This is a genomic window from Pseudoalteromonas sp. Z9A5, from assembly GCF_011378875.1.
Lineage (GTDB): Bacteria > Pseudomonadota > Gammaproteobacteria > Enterobacterales > Alteromonadaceae > Pseudoalteromonas.
Window position 1 is genome coordinate 225852 of the sequence record NZ_WTLC01000001.1, and the last position, 18325, is coordinate 244176.

17 protein-coding genes and 1 riboswitch are annotated in these 18325 nt (G+C 37.7%); of the genes, 10 read left to right on the forward strand and 7 right to left on the reverse strand.

Annotation, left to right across the window (positions count from 1 at the left end; all coding sequences use genetic code 11):
• Positions 1-398: 398 nt before the first annotated feature.
• Entirely contained in the window at positions 399-1580 is a 1182-nt protein-coding gene (locus tag GQR56_RS01020) for a polysaccharide lyase family 7 protein (RefSeq protein ID WP_166108865.1), read from the forward strand.
• Positions 1581-2190: 610 nt separating this feature from the next.
• On the opposite strand, the gene GQR56_RS01025 is transcribed toward GQR56_RS01020, so the two are convergent.
• Positions 2191-3162: a zinc transporter ZntB gene (locus GQR56_RS01025; protein WP_024611482.1), complete on the reverse strand. Its 972-nt coding sequence runs from the start codon at positions 3160-3162 to the stop codon at positions 2191-2193.
• A 288-nt stretch (positions 3163-3450) separates the two neighbouring features.
• Between GQR56_RS01025 and GQR56_RS01030 the strand changes: the two genes are divergently transcribed.
• From GQR56_RS01030 to GQR56_RS01040, 3 genes are all read left to right on the forward strand, one after another.
• Positions 3451-3873, forward strand: a complete 423-nt coding sequence (locus tag GQR56_RS01030; protein WP_024611481.1) for an ATP-dependent zinc protease — start codon at positions 3451-3453, stop codon at positions 3871-3873.
• A gap of 73 nt (positions 3874-3946) precedes the next feature.
• Complete coding sequence (gene rimK, locus GQR56_RS01035; protein ID WP_024611480.1) at positions 3947-4852, forward strand: 30S ribosomal protein S6--L-glutamate ligase; 906 nt, start codon at positions 3947-3949, stop codon at positions 4850-4852.
• Positions 4839-5897, forward strand: coding sequence for a succinylglutamate desuccinylase/aspartoacylase family protein (locus GQR56_RS01040; protein WP_024611479.1), 1059 nt, complete (start codon positions 4839-4841; stop codon positions 5895-5897). The genes rimK and GQR56_RS01040 overlap by 14 nt, the downstream gene beginning before the upstream one ends.
• Positions 5898-5966: 69 nt before the next feature.
• Here GQR56_RS01040 and GQR56_RS01045 read toward each other — a convergent pair whose 3' ends face one another.
• The 4 genes from GQR56_RS01045 to recQ all read right to left on the reverse strand — a co-directional run bounded on the left by GQR56_RS01045 (position 5967) and on the right by recQ (position 10586).
• Complete coding sequence (locus GQR56_RS01045) at positions 5967-6539, reverse strand: mechanosensitive ion channel domain-containing protein (protein WP_024611478.1); 573 nt, start codon at positions 6537-6539, stop codon at positions 5967-5969.
• 95 nt (positions 6540-6634) lie between these two features.
• Complete coding sequence (locus GQR56_RS01050; RefSeq protein ID WP_166108866.1) at positions 6635-8344, reverse strand: ShlB/FhaC/HecB family hemolysin secretion/activation protein; 1710 nt, start codon at positions 8342-8344, stop codon at positions 6635-6637.
• A gap of 126 nt (positions 8345-8470) precedes the next feature.
• Entirely contained in the window at positions 8471-8755 is a 285-nt protein-coding gene (locus GQR56_RS01055; RefSeq protein WP_024611476.1) for a DUF3630 family protein, read from the reverse strand.
• 7 nt (positions 8756-8762) lie between these two features.
• Positions 8763-10586 (reverse strand): DNA helicase RecQ, encoded by a 1824-nt coding sequence (recQ, locus tag GQR56_RS01060; RefSeq protein ID WP_166108867.1) that lies wholly within the window; start codon positions 10584-10586, stop codon positions 8763-8765.
• 295 nt (positions 10587-10881) lie between these two features.
• Between recQ and GQR56_RS01065 the strand changes: the two genes are divergently transcribed.
• A complete protein-coding gene (locus tag GQR56_RS01065; protein WP_206018051.1) occupies positions 10882-11337 on the forward strand; it encodes a thioesterase family protein in 456 nt (151 codons plus the stop codon).
• A gap of 51 nt (positions 11338-11388) precedes the next feature.
• Positions 11389-12306 (forward strand): EamA family transporter RarD, encoded by a 918-nt coding sequence (rarD, locus tag GQR56_RS01070; protein ID WP_024611474.1) that lies wholly within the window; start codon positions 11389-11391, stop codon positions 12304-12306.
• Between the two features lie 12 nt (positions 12307-12318).
• Here rarD and GQR56_RS01075 read toward each other — a convergent pair whose 3' ends face one another.
• Together GQR56_RS01075 and GQR56_RS01080 are read right to left on the reverse strand one after the other, a co-directional pair.
• Positions 12319-13554 (reverse strand): response regulator, encoded by a 1236-nt coding sequence (locus tag GQR56_RS01075; protein ID WP_166108868.1) that lies wholly within the window; start codon positions 13552-13554, stop codon positions 12319-12321.
• Between the two features lie 86 nt (positions 13555-13640).
• Complete coding sequence (locus GQR56_RS01080) at positions 13641-14015, reverse strand: DUF413 domain-containing protein (protein ID WP_024611472.1); 375 nt, start codon at positions 14013-14015, stop codon at positions 13641-13643.
• 91 nt (positions 14016-14106) lie between these two features.
• On the opposite strand from GQR56_RS01080, the gene GQR56_RS01085 reads away from it, so the two are divergent.
• From GQR56_RS01085 to GQR56_RS01100, 4 genes are all read left to right on the forward strand, one after another.
• Positions 14107-14979 (forward strand): LysR family transcriptional regulator, encoded by an 873-nt coding sequence (locus GQR56_RS01085; RefSeq protein ID WP_024611471.1) that lies wholly within the window; start codon positions 14107-14109, stop codon positions 14977-14979.
• A gap of 162 nt (positions 14980-15141) precedes the next feature.
• Entirely contained in the window at positions 15142-16074 is a 933-nt protein-coding gene (locus tag GQR56_RS01090; protein ID WP_166108869.1) for a porin, read from the forward strand.
• 46 nt (positions 16075-16120) lie between these two features.
• Positions 16121-16259, forward strand: a riboswitch (cobalamin riboswitch).
• A 246-nt stretch (positions 16260-16505) separates the two neighbouring features.
• Entirely contained in the window at positions 16506-17318 is an 813-nt protein-coding gene (locus tag GQR56_RS01095) for an ABC transporter ATP-binding protein (protein ID WP_166108870.1), read from the forward strand.
• Between the two features lies 1 nt (position 17319).
• The gene (locus GQR56_RS01100; RefSeq protein ID WP_166108871.1) at positions 17320-18324 is read left to right on the forward strand and encodes an iron ABC transporter permease; all 1005 of its coding nucleotides are present in this window, start codon (positions 17320-17322) and stop codon (positions 18322-18324) included.
• Position 18325: the final 1 nt, after the last annotated feature.

Sequence of the window (18325 nt, forward strand, 5' to 3'; positions counted from 1 at the left end):
TTATTGTTAGTACTTATTTATTATTTTCACGCTGTTCCTTATTTAGGTTTTATGTCTTTTTTGCTCATAATTTCTACCTTATTCGTTGTTTATACTGCATTTATACCTATTATCCATACAAGAAAGTAAATGTAACTAGTACTTATTTCTTATCAAATTAAATGTTGCAAAGTATTAACAAGAAATATACCTTGTGTTTCGACCAGCTGGTAACTTCAATTGGTAATACATTCTTTCAACTCAAGTCTGGAGCTTTGTTTTGATTTTATTATTACCAATTACACAATATACAATACACAATTTAAAGCTTGTTTACAGGCAGTGATCTAGGTTCAAGTGATTTTTTACTTAGCCAAGTAGTAGATTGTTTTCATGTACAGGTTCGGAGAAATAACATAATGATTAACCAAAAATCCCTATTTATACTTGCAGCTATGACTGCTAGTTCAAGTTTCGTACAGGCAGCAACTATTGAAAACTCTGGTTTTGAAGATGGTTGGAGCAACTGGAATGAAGTAGAACCAGCCGCTATTTCAGATAGTGCTTACAAAGGTTCTAGTTCGTTAAAAATTCAAGGTAGTCCTGGTCGTGTGCACCAAGTTGTAAATATAGATAAAAACACTGAATACACGTTAAGTGCATATGTACTTGGTAAAGGTGAAATTGGCGTTAATGATCTAAATGGCTTATTTCAAAGCGAAAAATTTGATGTTTCTTCATGGACTAAAGTGACTAAAACATTTACTTCAGCGAATACTAACTCATTACAAGTTTTTGCTAAGCACAATAACAGCTCAAGTGATGTTCGTTTTGATGACTTTGCTCTAAGCAATGGTGGTTCAGGTGGTGGTGACACTGGCGGCGGTGATACTGGTGGCGGTACTGATAACGGTTCTGGCATAGCAAGCAATATCACTGATGGCAGTATTTTCGACCTTGAAGGCGACAATCCTAACCCATTAGTAAATAGTGACACTTTAGAATTTGTTCCTTTAGAAGCACGTCATATCACTCCAAATGGAAATGGCTGGCGTCATGAATATAAGGTTAAAGAAAGTGCACGTGTTGCAATGACCGAAACCTATGAAGTTTTTGAAGCAACTGTAAAAGTTGAAATGTCGGATGGTGGTAAAACGATTATTTCTCAGCACCATGCTAGCGATACAGGTACAATTTCGAAAGTATATGTTTCAGATACTGATGAATCAGGTTTTGATGATAGCGTAGCGGGTAACGGAGTTTTTGACGTTTATGTTCGTTTACGTAACACCAATGGTAACGAAGAAAAGCATGCACTAGGTACTATTACTAGCGGTGGTTCATTTAATCTAAAAGTAGTGAACAATTACGGAGACGTAGATGTAACTGCACTAGGGACTACTTTTGGTATTCCAGTAGAAGATGACTCAGAGTCTTACTTCAAATTTGGTAACTACCTACAATCGCAAGACCCATATACACTAGATGATTGTGGTGAATCAGGTAACTCAGACTCATTCAAAGAGTGTTTTAAAGATTTAGGTATTACTAAGTCAAAAGTTACTATGACAAATGTTAGCTACACAAGAAAAACTAACTAGTCATTTGATTACTTAATTATTTATAAGGTCACTTTGGTGTAAAACTGAGTGACCTTTTTTATTATAGTGTTTTAATTAAAGATGATTGTGAATACAGTACAAAGTTACTCACAGATATAGTTTGCTTACATACTATTAATTGTATTTGGGAGTAGTGATTAAAAAGAATAACTATAAATAAGCGTGTTTGTAATGCTTATTTTCCAATATTTTAATGTGTATGTTTTATTCTTTTTTTACTTATTTAATTTAGATTTACAAACAATATTTGAAAGACTTCAGAGCGTTGGTTTATTTTTTAATATCTATCATATTTTGGTTGATAATGTTTAAGATTATCAAAATGAAGAGTACAAAAAAATAGAGAGGCAGAGTCGTTTTTTTGAATGAACTTTATTAAAAATTATTAAAAATGATTAAAAAATTCGTTGAAAAAGTCATTAAAATCAAATAATTTAATTGTAACGCGAGGTTTGTAATTAGTTGCCTTGGTAAATACACCTGCGCTACTTTATAAAATCACATTACTGTAATAAATAAGTGAAAACGCAGATGCTAAGAGTTAATTGCCTTATAAAACCCTCTTCGATAAAAAAGGATTTGGTAGCATCTAAAGCCAGTTTTTATTTTTAAAGTACACTCCAATACCGCCGGTAAGTACAATTAAAAATATCACGAAGGCACTAAATGCATAGGGGCTTTCTGTTCCTGGTATACCGCCTACGTTCACACCTAATAAACCTGTTAAAAAGCCTAATGGTAAAAATAAAGCAGCAACTACCGACATAACATACATGCGCTGGTTTAGTTGCTCAGACACTTGGTTAGTGATTGTTTGCTGAATAATTTGCGCACGCTCAATTGAGCTATCTAATTCTTCAAGATAACGAATAAGTAAGTTTGTGGTTTCATTTAACTTTGCTTTATCGTCTTCATCAATCCATGGGTAATGATGGTTAACCATACTGCTTAGCGCTTCTTTTTGTGGTTTTAAATAGCGTTTAAGCGCAATTGTTTGACGACGTAATTGTGATAAACCTTGGTTATCAAAAGGTTTACTTGGCTCGTCTATTTCCTCTTCAAATTCGTCAAGAGTTTCATCAAGCGAATTAATAACGCCTTGCATGCGTGATGTAAGCTTTTGCGCAATAGAGCACACTAGCTCTGATATGCTACAAGGACCTGTATTACTGTTAAATGAAGTAAGAATATCTTGTATTGATAATAAGCGACGTTTACGCGTTGTGATCACAATATCTTGATTAATAAAAAATCGAATTGAAACCATGTCTTCGGGGCTTTGCGCTGGGTTTAAATTAATACCACGTAAAAAGAGCATATGACCGTTGGTAGCAGGGGTAATACGAGGGCGAGTTTCGTCTGCCGTTAACGACTCAAGTTCGTAATCCGTTAAAAAATCACAATCTTTCAACCAAGCTACAACTTCTGCCTGGCTATAATCCATATGTACCCATAACTTACCTTGTTGAGGCTTCCAGTTATGTAATTCATCGCTGTTTTCTATGGCGCGAGCGCCGCCATTTTCGTCAAGCACAAGAGCATGAAGTAAGCCATTAATCATATTAATTTCTCATAATAGTGTATTTTTAATACTGTTAACTATAGTGTACCTACTTAAGTAATATAGGTTAGCTATATTTTAAATGGATGATGTTTTTACTTAAAGTCCTCAGTAAGTTGATAAACGCATACAAATTATTAATTGTATTTAACCTTACAGTAAGGTGCGCATTGTTAAACTAGTTGGCTATAAAGATCAATCAAATCGACTTATCGACTAGATAAATTTATTTCGTTGGTCTTTTTTGACCGGTAGCGTATAAGTCACTTTTTTAATAAGGGCACATTTATGACAGCAAAAATAACAGTTGGTTGGCGTGAGTGGCTAAGTTTACCAGAGCTTGGCATCAGTCGAATAAAAGCTAAAATTGATACCGGCGCCCGCACTTCATGTATTCATGCAATTAATATTGAAGAGTACGAAGTTGACGGAGAAAAATGGGTTAAATTTACAGCCCAGCCATTGCAAGAAGATGAGCAAACTCAAATTACTTGCAATGCAAAGGTTAAAAAAAAGAAGTATGTAACTAGCTCTAGCGGGCAAAAAGAATTACGTTACTTTATAGAAACAACATTGCATGCAGGCAATGATAGTTGGCCAATAGAAATTACATTGGCGAGCCGTGCAACAATGAAGTTTAGAATGTTATTAGGGCGTACAGCCATGGAAAATCGCATAACCGTTGATCCGGCTTTATCTCATTTATTATAAAAGTATTGAGTTTTTGGGTGTGTAATACATGCCCGAAGAGTCGATGCTACACAATTTAGTTAAGGTTTTAACTATGAAAATTGGTATTTTATCTCGCAACAAAAATTTGTATTCAACACGTCGTTTAATTGAAGCTGCAGAAGCACGTGGACACGAAGTTAAAGTGGTTGATGCATTACGCTGTTATATGAATATAAACTCAGAACAACCAGAAATTCATTACCGCGGTGAGAACTTAAAAGGGTTCGATGCAATTATTCCACGCATTGGTGCATCGGTTACATTTTATGGCTGTTCTGTATTACGCCAGTTTGAAATGATGGGTGTTTACCCTGTAAACGAATCGGTGGCTATTTCTCGTTCGCGCGATAAATTACGTTCATTACAGCTTTTATCACGCAAAGGCGTGGGCATGCCAGTAACCGGTTTTGCTAGCAAACCAGATGACGTAAAAGACTTATTAGAAATGGTTGGCGGCGCACCAGTAGTAATTAAATTACTAGAAGGTACGCAAGGTATTGGTGTAGTACTTGCTGAAACGCGTAAAGCGGCAGAAAGCGTTATTGAAGCATTTATGGGCTTAAAAGCTAACATTATGGTTCAGGAATACATTAAAGAAGCTGGCGGTGCTGATATACGTTGTTTCGTATTGGGCGATAAAGTAATTGCAGCAATGAAGCGCCAAGCACAAGAAGGTGAGTTCCGCTCTAATCTTCACCGTGGTGGTAGCGCTACATTAGTTCGTATTACACCAGAGGAGCGTAAAACAGCAGTAGCAGCCGCTAAATCAATGGGTCTAAACGTAGCTGGCGTAGATTTACTTCGCTCATCTCGTGGTCCTCTTGTGATGGAAGTAAATTCATCACCAGGTTTAGAGGGCATTGAAATAGCAACAGGTAAAGATATTGCGGGCATGGTGATTGATTTCATCGAAAAAAATGCTTCAAGTAAAGGAACAGCAACACGTGGCAAAGGTTAAAATTAACCGTCCTTTTACCTTATTAGGTGAAAGTATTGGCGTAGGTGAGCGTAAAACTCTTGCCTTGGAAGCTGCTAAGCTTTACACCCACTCACCACTTAATATTCCTATCGAAGTGGTTAATGGTGTAATGGAAGGACCAGTGCTAATGGTCTGTGCGGCTATTCATGGTGATGAATTAAACGGCGTAGAAGTTGTGCGTCAGTTGCTTGCTAAAATAGATCCTAGCCAATTACGTGGCACGTTAATAGCGGTACCTATTGTGAATGTATTTGGCTTTATTCATAAGTCACGATACTTACCCGATAGACGCGATATGAACCGTAGTTTTCCTGGGTCTGAGCGTGGCTCGTTAGCTGGGCGCATGGCTTATATGTTTTTCAATCAAGTGGCGGTACATTGCACGCACATAATTGATTTACATACCGGTGCTATTCATCGAACTAACTTACCGCAAATTCGCGCTAACTTAGCTGATGAAGCAACAGCCGACATGGCTAAAGCATTTGGCACGCCAGCAGTAATCGATGCGTCACTACGAAACGGTTCGTTACGAAGTGAAGCTGCAAACTTAGGTATACCAGTTATAACTTATGAAGCAGGCGAAGCATTGCGTTTTGATCCAATCGCAATAGCAGCCGGTGTGCAAGGCGTTGATTATGTTATGCGTCATTTAAAAATGATTCGTGGCAAGCGTCCTAAAAAGTTACCAGATCCTATTATTGCAGGTTCAACTAGTTGGATTCGTGCTGAAGTTGATGGCATTGTGCGTGCACAAGTATCCCTCGGTGAGCATGTAACTAAAGGGCAAGTGCTTGCTTATATAAGCAGCCCTCTGGGTGACTCTGAACTGGAGCTTTTATCTCCTAAAGGCGGTATTGTTATTGGTCAGCAAACTATGCCATTAGTAAATGAAGGTGATGCCGTATTCCACCTTGCTTACTTTGCAAATGACAATAGTTTAGTAGAGCAGCAACTAGAGAACTTTATTGACGAAATAAATGATTTAGATGACGAGCTTAAAACAGCCGAACTAAATAATTAATTTTAATACTGTTGTAAAAAAGCCGTTTTAGTAATTACTAAAACGGCTTTTTTGTATGTTTATTTTAATTTAAGATTTTTTAGGTCCAATAATACGTTTTATCGTTGGTGCTTTTGTTGGTTTAGGTTCTTTATTTAAAACCATGACGGGGCGAGTAACAAAAAGGTTATTAGGATAAATAACACGGTGCCCGTCTATATGTTCAAGAACTACATTCATTAAGCCCATTTCTACAATACGACCTTCGATATTATTAGCACCATCAATAATACGAACCCAATACCCAACTCTACAATCATTTTGGATAAACATAAGCAAAAACGCGGTTAAGTTACTTAATAGCGACCATGCCGCAAAAAGTGCAACGCCTAGCATGGCAAACAACGATGAGCCCAGTACTAGCAACCCGCGTAGCTCAATACCCCAAAATACCAGTACTAAACATAACATCACACAGGCAAGTATTATTTTAAGCAGCAGCTCTGCGCGCGATTTATGGTGTAAATCAACTTTACCTTTTATGGTTTTTTCGAGAAGCTTTTTAGTAAGTTTTAGTAGCAACGGATAAAGTAGCAAGGCAATTATGGTTACAATCAATTTATATTGCGCACCAAAAAAATCTAAAATCTCTAACGGTTCCAAAATATATTCTCACATGAGTTATAAGCAATAATTAAGTGATTAGTTTAACGTTTTAGTCTGATACGAAATAGCTATTTAATTAGCGTTTTGGTTATTTAAAAAGATTTTTTTACACTTACTAGCCATTGAACAGAATCTACATCTTCGTAGCTATCAAGTGGGGCGGCAATATCTATATGGATCATGGTGCCTGCATTTGCACGACTCGGTGCTAGGCGCAAACCTATACCAACATTTTTAAGTACATGGTCATTTTCGCCGTTATCTTGGTCGTTAAACCATGCTCTACCAACATCAACAAATCCAGCCGCACCCACTTTAAATAACTGTAGTAAATCGTATTCCCAGTAATAGCGTTTTTCTAGGCTGAATAAAAAGCTACGGTCGCCATGTTGATAATCCATTGGGTAACCGCGCAAGCCAGTTTCTCCACCTAAAGTAAGTTGTTGATCGGCAGTTAAGTTTTTAGCATATTGCACACGCGCTTTTACATACCAAGACTGATCAATGCTGGTATTTAAATAATATTGAATTTGACTCGTTGCTTTAAAGTTTTCGAGTTTTTTGTCTTCTTTATTCCAGTAACCATCAATATCAGTACTAAATCGCCATAATGTATTATCGCCACTAAAATGTGCTTTTTTAAAGTTAAATGAGTAAACCGCACGAGTATCATCATTACTTAACGATTCATCTGAGTAACCCAGTAACGCTTTGACATTCCAGCCAAGGTTTAAATCTTCTGTTCGATGGATGCTGTCGAAGTTACGTACTTTTATATAGTTATCTTCAAACCAATGCCCGCTCACATAAGGGTAGCTCAAGCTTCTATTTTCGGCTAAAGGCGCAAAGGTGGTGTCTATTGCATTAAAAGTGTCTTGTTGATCTACATAACCTAATGTAAGACGTTGGGTCCAATTATTACTCAAAGCTTTAGAGTGACCAATAAATGCACTATTTAAATCGGTGGTTTGATCAAACTCGCTAAACTCTTCACCACGTTGATATAACGATTCTTCGCGTTGCTCAGAGTAGCTTAATATGCCATAGCTAAAAGGAGTATCTATTGCGTAAAATGGATAGGTGAGCTCAAGTAAATGACGCTTGCCATCGCTGTTATCAGCATACTCTAATCGACCTCGGTAACGCGTAGAAAAAATATTTGGGTCGTCATACACAAATAAATAACCATTACGATCGCTGTCTGTAGTACGTGAAAAGGATAAGCGTTTCCCCCAGCCAAATAAGTTCGATTCTCTAAAGCCAATACTCGATTTATTTTCACCGCCACTGCGACTAAAGCTTATCTCTGGTAATAAAGTCCATAAGTCGCGGGTAACTACTTTTACATTCACGTCGCCGTCACAGTTTTCGGTTGCACTAATTTCAGCATCATATAAATAACTTTCTTTACGTAAAAGACGCTCTGATTCAGATAGCTTTCTCGCATCGTATTTATCGCCTGCGGCAAATAATAATAGGTTATTTATTACATCAGGTTCTGTTTGAATATGCGCACGATTAGCAAAGCGAAATAGGGCGTTATTTTCTTCTTCAATTTCGGTATTAAATACGTTGAGTTGTTCAAGAGTTATATTGGCAATTTTGGCGTTGGGTTTAGCGGCGACAAGAATGGTTTCGTCGTCTAGTTGGCGACGTAGTTTTTTATCGCTTGATTGTTTGGATTTTTCAATAGGGCAATTATTTAAGGTAGTAGGTTGCTCTTGTGCAAATGCACTGGGCATAAATAAGCCTAAAAAACTTAAGGCTATATAAAATTGCGTAATCCACTTATTATTGACCATTCAAACCCTTTACTGCTACGTAGCAATTTACTACTGTAATATCAGCTTACATCATTGTTATTTAAATGTAAGCAAAAAGTATGGAGTTTGAAAATAAAATAACGTTAATAAATCAGAAAAAACAAACTAGCTTAAATAGTAGGCTAGTGCAGCAAGTAAGTGATCAGCATCAACGCCCTCGCCATTAATCCAAATACTTTGACTGTAATGCTCGTAATTTAAATTAAAGCTTTGCTGATTGTAAGTAAAGCGAACCTGATGACGATCAGCGCCGCCAGAATACTCATTAATAGTCACATCAGCTGAATGTAAAAATAATGTACTCCATAGCTCAAAGTCATCATCATGTGGAGGTTCAACAGGTGTAACTACAATGCATTTATGGATATGGTCGTATTCTATTTGGGTCATAATATTCTTAATTTGTAGCTAGATAATTGCGAATTGCAGTTAAAAATGCGCCGCCGTATTTATTTAATTTAGTAAAGCCAACCCCAGACACTTTTAAAAACTCACTGTCGTTTGTTGGCATAATCTGCGCCATTTCGGCTAATGTTTTATCGTTAAATACAACATAAGGTGGAACATCGTCGGCATCGGCAAGCTCTTTTCGCAGCGCTCGTAAGCGAGCAAACAGTTTTTTATCGTAATTAAATTGGGCTAATTTATCTTGATAAACATGCTTAGATTGCAAGCGTGGTTCGGCTAATTGCAGTGCGTACTCGCCTTTTAAAATTGCACGTGCAGCTTCGGTTAATCTAAGAGAAGCACCTTGAGTAATATCTTGGCTTAATAAACCTTGGTGAATAAGTTGGCGTAAAATACTGAGCCAAAACTCACTGCTTTTATCTTTGCCTATACCGTATGTACTTAGTTCGTGGTGATTGTTATCTCGTATGCGGCTAGTGTTTGCACCGCGAAGTAATTCAACAATGTAACCAAGACCAAAGCGTTGGTCAGCTCTATACACACAAGAAAGCGCCTGTTGGGCAACCAATGTACCGTCAAAGCTTTTAGGTGGATTTAGACAAATATCGCAGTTACCACAAGGTTCGCGTTGATACTCACTAAAATAGTTAAGCAAAATTTGGCGGCGACACGTTTGTGCTTCTGCAAAACTTGCCATTGCGTTAAAGCGTTGTTCTTCTACACGGCGGCGTTGTTCGTCGTCTATGTCTTCAAAAAAGCGCCTAACGCGACCAATATCAGCTGGATCAAAATACATTATGGCTTCTGCGGCAAGTCCATCTCGCCCAGCACGCCCTGTTTCTTGATAGTACGATTCGATACTTTTTGGTATGTCGTAATGTAATACAAAGCGCACATTGGGTTTATTAATCCCCATACCAAAGGCAACTGTGGCAACCACTATTTGTATGTCGTCGCGAGCGAAACCTGTTTGTACAAATTGGCGTTGCTCATTACTCATACCTGCATGGTAGGCAGCGGCATTAATACCTGCATCAGCAATTTTTTCAGCTATATCGTCTACACGTTTACGGCTGGTGCAATAAATAATACCACTTTGGCTTTTTTGTTCTTTTAGGTAGCGAAGTAGTTGCACCATTGGTTTGAATTTTTCTTCAATGGTGTAGCGAATATTAGGTCTATCAAAGCTGCCAGTATGAATATAAGGCTGCTGTAGCTTTAACTGCTCGACTATATCAAAGCGAGTGGCTTTATCGGCGGTGGCGGTAAGTGCCATCATTGGAACATGCGCAAAGCGTTGCTTTAGTTCGTTTAAGCGAAAGTAATGAGGTCTAAAGTCGTGACCCCAATGCGATACACAATGTGCCTCGTCGATGGCAAATAAGCTTACATTTAAATGTGATAAACGTTCTAAAAACTCTCGCTGAAGTACTTTTTCAGGTGCCACATATAAGAGCTTAATTAGTCCTTGATGAAGTTGCTGGTACACCAACTGCTGTTCTTCACGCGCTAAGCTGTTATTAACGTAAGCGGCTTTTACCCCAAGTGCTTGAAGTTGACTTACCTGATCTTGCATTAGCGATATGAGCGGAGAAATAACAATAGTTACGCCTTCAAGCACTAAAGCAGGTATTTGATAGCAAACCGATTTCCCGCCGCCAGTAGGCAGTAATACAAGCGAATCTTGTCCATTTATGGCTGCATCGATAACTGTTTTTTGACCATCGCGAAATTCGCTGTAGCCAAACACTTGTTTGAGAACAGTTTCGGGTTTACGCACAAGCGTACTAGGTGGTGTTGTTAATGTATTCATCGCCGGTATTTTAGTGGTTTTTTAGCAGGATGTCTTTAGCTGAGTTGCTTATACCAATTGCTTTAAATTAGTGACTTATTATAGCACCAAGAAAACAGCTCAATAACAACACAAAAATTATGTCATATAGTTGTTCTATATGAATAATTTTTAACGCAGTGAGTGAGCTATTTAATGCGATAGAATGACGATATTTTTAATAAAATTGGTATTAATAAATGATTTAACATGAACCTCGTAGTTTTATCCGAGCTGTGTTTTACTCATATCACTAATTTAAACATAGAGAATAATAATGAATAAAGAAATGTTAATTGAGCAAGTAGGTGCAATGTTTGTAAACGGTATGCCGTTTAATCAGTTTTTAAAAATATCGGTAGAGTCACTTAGCCCTGAGCAGGCAAAAATTACGTTCCCGTGGCAAGATATTTTAATAGGAAACCCCGCCAAAAAAATACTTCATGGTGGTGTTATTTCAGCAGTACTTGATAACGTTGGTGGTATGTTAGCGGCTGCAAGCGTAATAGATAAACTAACAGATTTAGATATAGGAAGTGTGCAAAAAAGATTAGCAACGCTAGGGACCATAGACTTACGCACTGATTATTTACGCCCAGGTAAAGGAGAGAGCTTTACAGCAAGTGCCACACTTATTCGCTCAGGTAATAAAGTGTGTGTTTGTCGAATGGAATTACATAATGATCAATCAGTTCAAATTGCTTTTGGTACAGGCACGTATTTAGTTGGATAAAACACCTATGGCAAGTAAACTAGCGACCTTTTAAATCACTAAGTGTTTATTATGTCGATTGATACCGAGCAGCGTAAAGGTGCTATTTTTGCTTGTCTTGCTTTTTTTATGTGGGGTCTTGCGCCAATATATTTTAAGTTGATTCAGCATGTTTCTGCCTTTGAAATATTAATGCACAGGGTTATTTGGTCGGTTGTATTTTTAGTATTAGTGGTGAGTATTTTAAATTATTGGGATAAAGTTAAACGCATCATTGTTCAGCCTAAACTTTTACTCATGCTTGTTATAACGTCTTCGTTGTTAGGGTTTAATTGGGGTTTATTTATATGGGCTATAAATAACAACCACATGCTTGATGCCAGCTTAGGCTACTATATAAACCCTCTTTTAAATGTATTATTGGGCATGCTATTTCTAGGTGAACGCTTACGTAAATTTCAGGGTGTTGCTGTAGCGCTTGCTTTTACAGGTGTTGTATTACAATTAATTAGTTTTGGCTCGTTTCCGGTAGTGGCTTTTTCGTTAGCGGTTTCATTTGCACTTTATGGCTTATTACGTAAAAAGCTACCCGTAGAAGCTCTGCCTGGGATATTACTCGAAGCACTTATATTATTGCCGGTTGCGCTTATTTATTGGTGGTTAATGGTGCCTACAACAACATCAAGTTTGCCTGCTAATGATTGGCATACTAATGCATTACTAATTAGTGCCGGAATTGTAACTACATTGCCGCTGCTTTGCTTTACTGGTGCTGCTAAGCGTTTGAAGTACACTACACTTGGCTTTTTTCAGTACATTGGACCAAGCTTAATGTTTATACTTGCGGTAGTATTTTATGGTGAAGTGTTTGATGCAGAGCGTGTAGTAACGTTTGCGTGTATTTGGAGTGCCTTAGCTATTTTTAGTTGGGACTCTTACCATCAATCACGCAAACGTAAAAAAGCGGCTATTACAGCCGCAGAAGTATAACTAATAGATCTGTTAGCTAACTACTTTATTGCGACCTGATTCTTTTGCGTCGTAAAGCTTTAAATCGGCCTGTTTTAATAATTCATCAATTTGATAAACAGGTCCAAAAGCAAAGCCAATAGAAAGTGTAAACTTAATTTTAGCTTTACTAAACTCTTGGCTATTTGCTTCTATAAAGTACCTAAAACCTTCAAGCCTTTTTAGCGCTTCTTGTTTATCAGTGTCGGCAAAGTACACTGCAAATTCTTCACCACCTAAACGCGCTACTAAATACTTTTTAAAATATTTACTAAAGCAAATAGAAAGCCCTTTTAATACTTCGTCGCCTACATCATGTCCGTGTGTGTCATTAATCACTTTAAAATGATCAATATCAAGCATGGCTAACGACCCACATCCTTGCTCACCTTTAATTTTTTGGAGTGATTTACCCGTCTCTTCAAAAAAGTAACGACGATTAGGTAAATTAGTTAAATAATCGGTGTTTGCTTGGCGTTTTATTGTAGCCATAAGTTCTAGCATATCGACGTTCTGGCTTAGGCGACAATAAAACTCTTCATTGTTAAAAGGTTTACGAAGGTAGTCGTTTGCGCCATTTTTTAAAAATAAAGTTGATAAATCAGATGAGTCTGCAGCAGAAACACCAATAATTGCCTTTTCATCGTTGTCATATAAACGACGAATTTCGGTGCATAGTTCATCACCATTCATGTTTGGCATTTCGTTATCAGTAATAATTACCGATATATCAGGTGAGGCTTCAAGTGCGGCGAGTGCTTCTACGCCATCTGCAGCTTGTAGAATTTGATATTTATGGCGTGCAAGCAAACTGCATATGTAGGTACGTGTAGATGCTGAGTCGTCAACAACAAGCACTTTTACATTTTCGTTGCGAGTTAGTCTAAGTAATTGTCTTTCTAGATACTGGTACGCTTGTTTGTTTTCTTTAATGATGTAATCAATGATTGGGTATTTTTCTACTGTGTCGCGCGTTTGTTTGTCTATATTGCCAGTCATTACAATAGTAGGAATGTCTGCCATAACAGTACAAGGAATTGCTTCACCTAAAGGGGCATCAGGTAAAATAAAGTCGACTACAGCGCAAAAATAACTGTTTTTACTTATAAGCTCTTTTGTTTGTGCTAATGACTCTGCTACATCAACTTCATAGCCTGCTTTAAGCGCGATGTGCTTTTGCACTCGCGCCATTGCAGGTGTATCTTCAACTATTAGTATTTTTCGCGTCACGTAACAACCTTGTTTATATTTTGCAAAAATATTTGCTTATACAAGTTGTAACTGTTAAAACGCAAAAAAGCAAATAACTTAAGTACTTACAGATTATCCGCTTCTGAATAATAATCTTGGCTAATCGGTGCTGGCCCTGACATTTTTGAGCGACCAAATAAAGTATGAAACTTAGTTTTACAGGTCGTTAGCTTTAAGTATTTAACCCAAGCTCGTTCTATTGGGTTTGTTGGTTCTTGTGAGCCAGTTACTACTGCTACAAACTGTTCTTGATGTTCGTTTTGCGGCTCAATTGTTTTACTGTATAAGCCTCTTAAAACAACACCGTGTTGTTCTAATATACTGGCTTCTAATAAGGTGAAGTTTCCGCTGCGGCTAAAACCACGTGGAAAATTCTGATCATCATAAAATTGACGTTGGCTAACAAATGCTTGGCGTAGTAATGAAATGTTATTGCTCATAGCTTTATCCTCATACCCTATTAATTAGCTGGAGTATGATGCAAGTTTGGCAATTTATTAAACAAGTTATTTTTATCGTGAGGATAAAAAATTGGATATCGATTTATTAAAAACATTTGTTGAAGTAGTGCGTACGCGTCACTTTGGTAAAGCAGCCGAAAACCTTTATATTACGCAGTCTGCAGTGAGCTTTAGAATTCGCCAATTAGAGCAAGGACTTGGTGTTAATCTATTCATTCGTCAGCGCAATAATATTCAACTTACCGCACCTGGCGAGCGTTTATTGCCGCACGCACAAATGATTATTACGGGCATGCAGCGCGCCAAAGTAGATGTTGCACTTGCTGATAATATGCATAAGCAAATTAGCTTAGCAGGAACACCTAATATTTGGGATGCTTTTTTACAGTTTGGTATTACTAACATTGTATCGGCGATGCCGGGCGTGTCGTTGGTTGCTGAAGTTAAAGCGCAACAAGAGAGCACTCGACTTTTATTAGAGCGTACGCTCGATTTAGCAATATTGTTTGATCCACCAAAAGTAGATGAATTAGTAGTAGAGCGAATTTGTGAGTTGCCAATTATTCCAGTAAGCGGATACGACACGGCAACTAACGAAAACTTTTTTGATAATCAATATGTGTATGTTGATTGGGGAACTACTTTTTCTCTTTGGCATGCACGTCAGTTTACTGGTAAAACACCCCCTTACTTTAGAACCAGTACAGGGCGTATTGCGCTTGATTTAATACTGCAATGTGGTGGTAGTGCATTCATACCTCAAGTATTGGTAGAAGGGCATTTAGAAAAAGGTGAGTTGTTTCATGTTAAAGATGTAGAAAACACCTCACGGGATGTATTTATTGCGTATCACAGAGACAACGAGCAAAAAGAGCTAATAGAAACGTTAGTTAATTTACTATCGCAAATGACGCCTAGCTTATCGTTAAAACAAGGTCAGTAAGGTTGCTGATTAAATATTCATGTTATTTTGATTTCACATTTAATGCATTTTTATTAACAAAAAAAGACATTAATATTTCCGTTGTAATATTACTGTCATTTAGGAATGACAAAATGCAGCAGCTTTAAAAATTAGTCTTTTGTGATTATCCAAGGAAATAACATGAAATTTGTAAAATCGAGCTTATGCTTAGCACTATTAAGTGGTTTATCTTTTAATGCACTTGCCGACGTAGACATTTACGGTAAAGCGAATGTAACAGTGCAATCATCTGATGATGGCGAAGGGTCTTTTACCGAGATAAAAAGTAATGCATCTCGTCTTGGTGTTAAAGGTTCTGAAAAAATAAATGATAGTTTAGAAGCGGTATATAAGTTTGAGTTTCAAGTTGATGTGTCTGATGCTGATTCAAAAGGCGATAACGACGACAATATTTCTGCGCGTAACCAATATGTTGGTTTAAAAGGTGCGTTTGGTCAGGTTGTAATTGGTCGTAACGATACTGCGCTTAAGCAATCTCAAGGTAAGTTAGATTTATTTAACGACCTTGAAGGCGATATTAAAAATGTATTTAAAGGTGAAAACCGCTTAGGAAATACAGTTAGTTATTCATCAAACTCATACGAAGGCTTTAAAGTACTTGCTACTTTTGTAGCTGAAGATGATGTAGACGCTGATAACGGTTATTCAATGGCGGTGACATACGGTGACGTGGCACTTAAAAAGAGCGCGGTATACGCCTCTATTGCAGCCGATAGTGAAGTAAATGGCTACGACGTAGTACGTGCATCAATCCAAGGTAAAATCGAAAACTTTAAATTGGGTGCAATGTACCAAACACAAGAAGCAGTAGATGGCAGCGCAGAAGCGGATGGTTACTTGCTAAATGCTGCTTACAGCATGGGTAGCAACACATTTAAAGTGCAATACCAAGATATGGACTTTGACGACAGCGACGATAAGTCAGCAATTTCAGTTGGTCTTGACCACAAATTAAATAAAAACATTAAAGTATTTGGCTTTTATTCAAGCTTCGATATGGACAACAACGTTGACCAAGACTACGTAGGCTTGGGTATTGAATACAAGTTTTAACGATTAGTTAAAACACTCCCTTTTTAACCGCGCTCTTTTGAGTGCGGTTTTTTTTGCTTTAAATTATTTACCTAGCCGCCCATAATAGAGATTCATTTGGAATGAGGTGCGAGTCCTCGACTGTTCCCGCAACTGTAAGCAGCTGAGCTGTAAGTCAGATACAAATGGTATAATACCAATTTTATTAAAAACATGATCTTTCTAGCGAATTAAATAACTTACTAACTTCGTTAAAAATTATTCATATATAACAACTATATGTCATAATTTCCGCCTTGTTATTAAGCTATTTATTTGTCGCTATAATAAATCACTAATTTAATGCAATTGGTATGAATTCTTTTAACGAGCGGGTTTACTCATTTTTTCTTGTAGTGCATTAGTATTTTTATCGCATTTTTAGTGAGTTTAACCTAGCCTAGGACTGACTATTGCACACTCAAACGCCATTAAATAAACCATTACTAAACGTTAAAAACGTATCGTGGGGTATTGGCAATAAAACGATTCTCAAAAAAATAAACCTTAAAATAACCACAGGTAAATTTGTTGGTTTAATTGGACCTAATGGCGCAGGTAAATCGAGCTTATTGCGTTGTTTATATCGTTTTAATAAACCAAGTGATGGCGTTGTAGAGTTTAACAACACCGACATTTGGCAGCTAAAAAGCGATGAGTACGCAAAAAAAGTAGCGGTTGTTTTACAAGAAACTCCGTCGCAATTTAACTTAAGCGTATTTGATGTTATTGCGCTTGGGCTAACGCCTCATAAATCGTTATTTAGCTCAATAACTAACATTGATAAACAAAAAATCATTCAAGCAATCAATACAGTCGGGTTGGAAGATCATAGTGATCAAAGCTTTGAGTCGCTCTCAGGCGGTGAAAAGCAACGTGCCTTGATAGCCCGCGCCATAGTCCAGCAACCTCAACTGTTAATAATGGATGAGCCAACTAGCCATTTAGATGTTAAATACCAAATACAGGTAATGGAGCTTGCTAAATCGTTGGGTGTAACGGTGTTTGCATCGTTTCATGATTTAAACTTAGCTTCGGCAATGTGCGATGAACTAGTGGTTATTAAAAACGGTGAAATTACACATACAGGTACGCCAAGTGAGGTATTAACCGAAAACATGTTAGGCGACGTTTTTGGTGTCTGCGCCCAAGTAAATGACCACCCGCAAATATCGAAGTCGGGAAATAGCATCCCTCATATCACTTACTTTTATGGTTACAAATAATATGAGCGCAGTTAATAATCGCCACTCATTTGCGCTTTTTATAAGTACTTTAGCTGCTTTATTTAGCTTATTTGCAGCACTTAGTTTTGGCGCAGCAGAGACCTCACTTCAAGATGTATTTAATAGCTTTTTACTCTCAAATGATGCGTCTTTTAATACGCGTATTATTTTTGAACTAAGAATGCCACGCACATTACTCGCCTTTTTAGCAGGCTCTGGCTTAGCAATTGCGGGGCTTATTTTACAAACGGTAACGCGCAACCCTTTAGCCGATCCTTACTTATTTGGTATATCGTCGGGTGCCTCATTTGGCGTGGTGTTACTTATGGCGCTAGCAGGTATTAGCGCAGGCTTTATGTTATCGGCAGCAGCACTGCTGGGCAGCTTACTCGCTATGAGTTTATTAATACTTATTGCAGGTAGGCAGCAAAGTGCACAGGTAGAATCAATGTTATTAGCTGGCGTTGCTCTGTCGTTTTTATTTAGTGCGTTTACCAGCCTGTTGCTTTATTGGAGCGATCCTCAGGCGGTAGCCGCTATTTTATTTTGGACACTGGGCAGCTTTGCTCGTGCGCAGTGGGCTACGCTTTGGTTACCTTTATTGGTAATTACATTGTGTACGTTTGTAATGCTGAGCTTTAGAAGACAACTCAATGCCATGTTACTTGGCGATGAAAGCGCAATTACATTAGGTGTTAGGGTTCAGCGCTTTAGAATACTTATGCTGGTTTTGAGCTCATTAATTACCGCTGTGCTGGTGGCTATGTGTGGTGGAATTGGGTTTGTAGGATTAATGGTACCGCACATTGTGCGCTTTTTTATCTCCCAAGGCACCATCGCTGGCTTACTGGTAACCAGCTTCGTGGGCGGTACATTTATGGTGTGGGTTGATGTACTTTCGCGCTCATTACTAAAAAACCAAGAGCTGCCCGTAGGTGTTATTACTGCTGCTATTGGAAGCGTGTTCTTTTTAAGTTTATTGTTTTTTAGAAAGCGAAAGGTGTAAC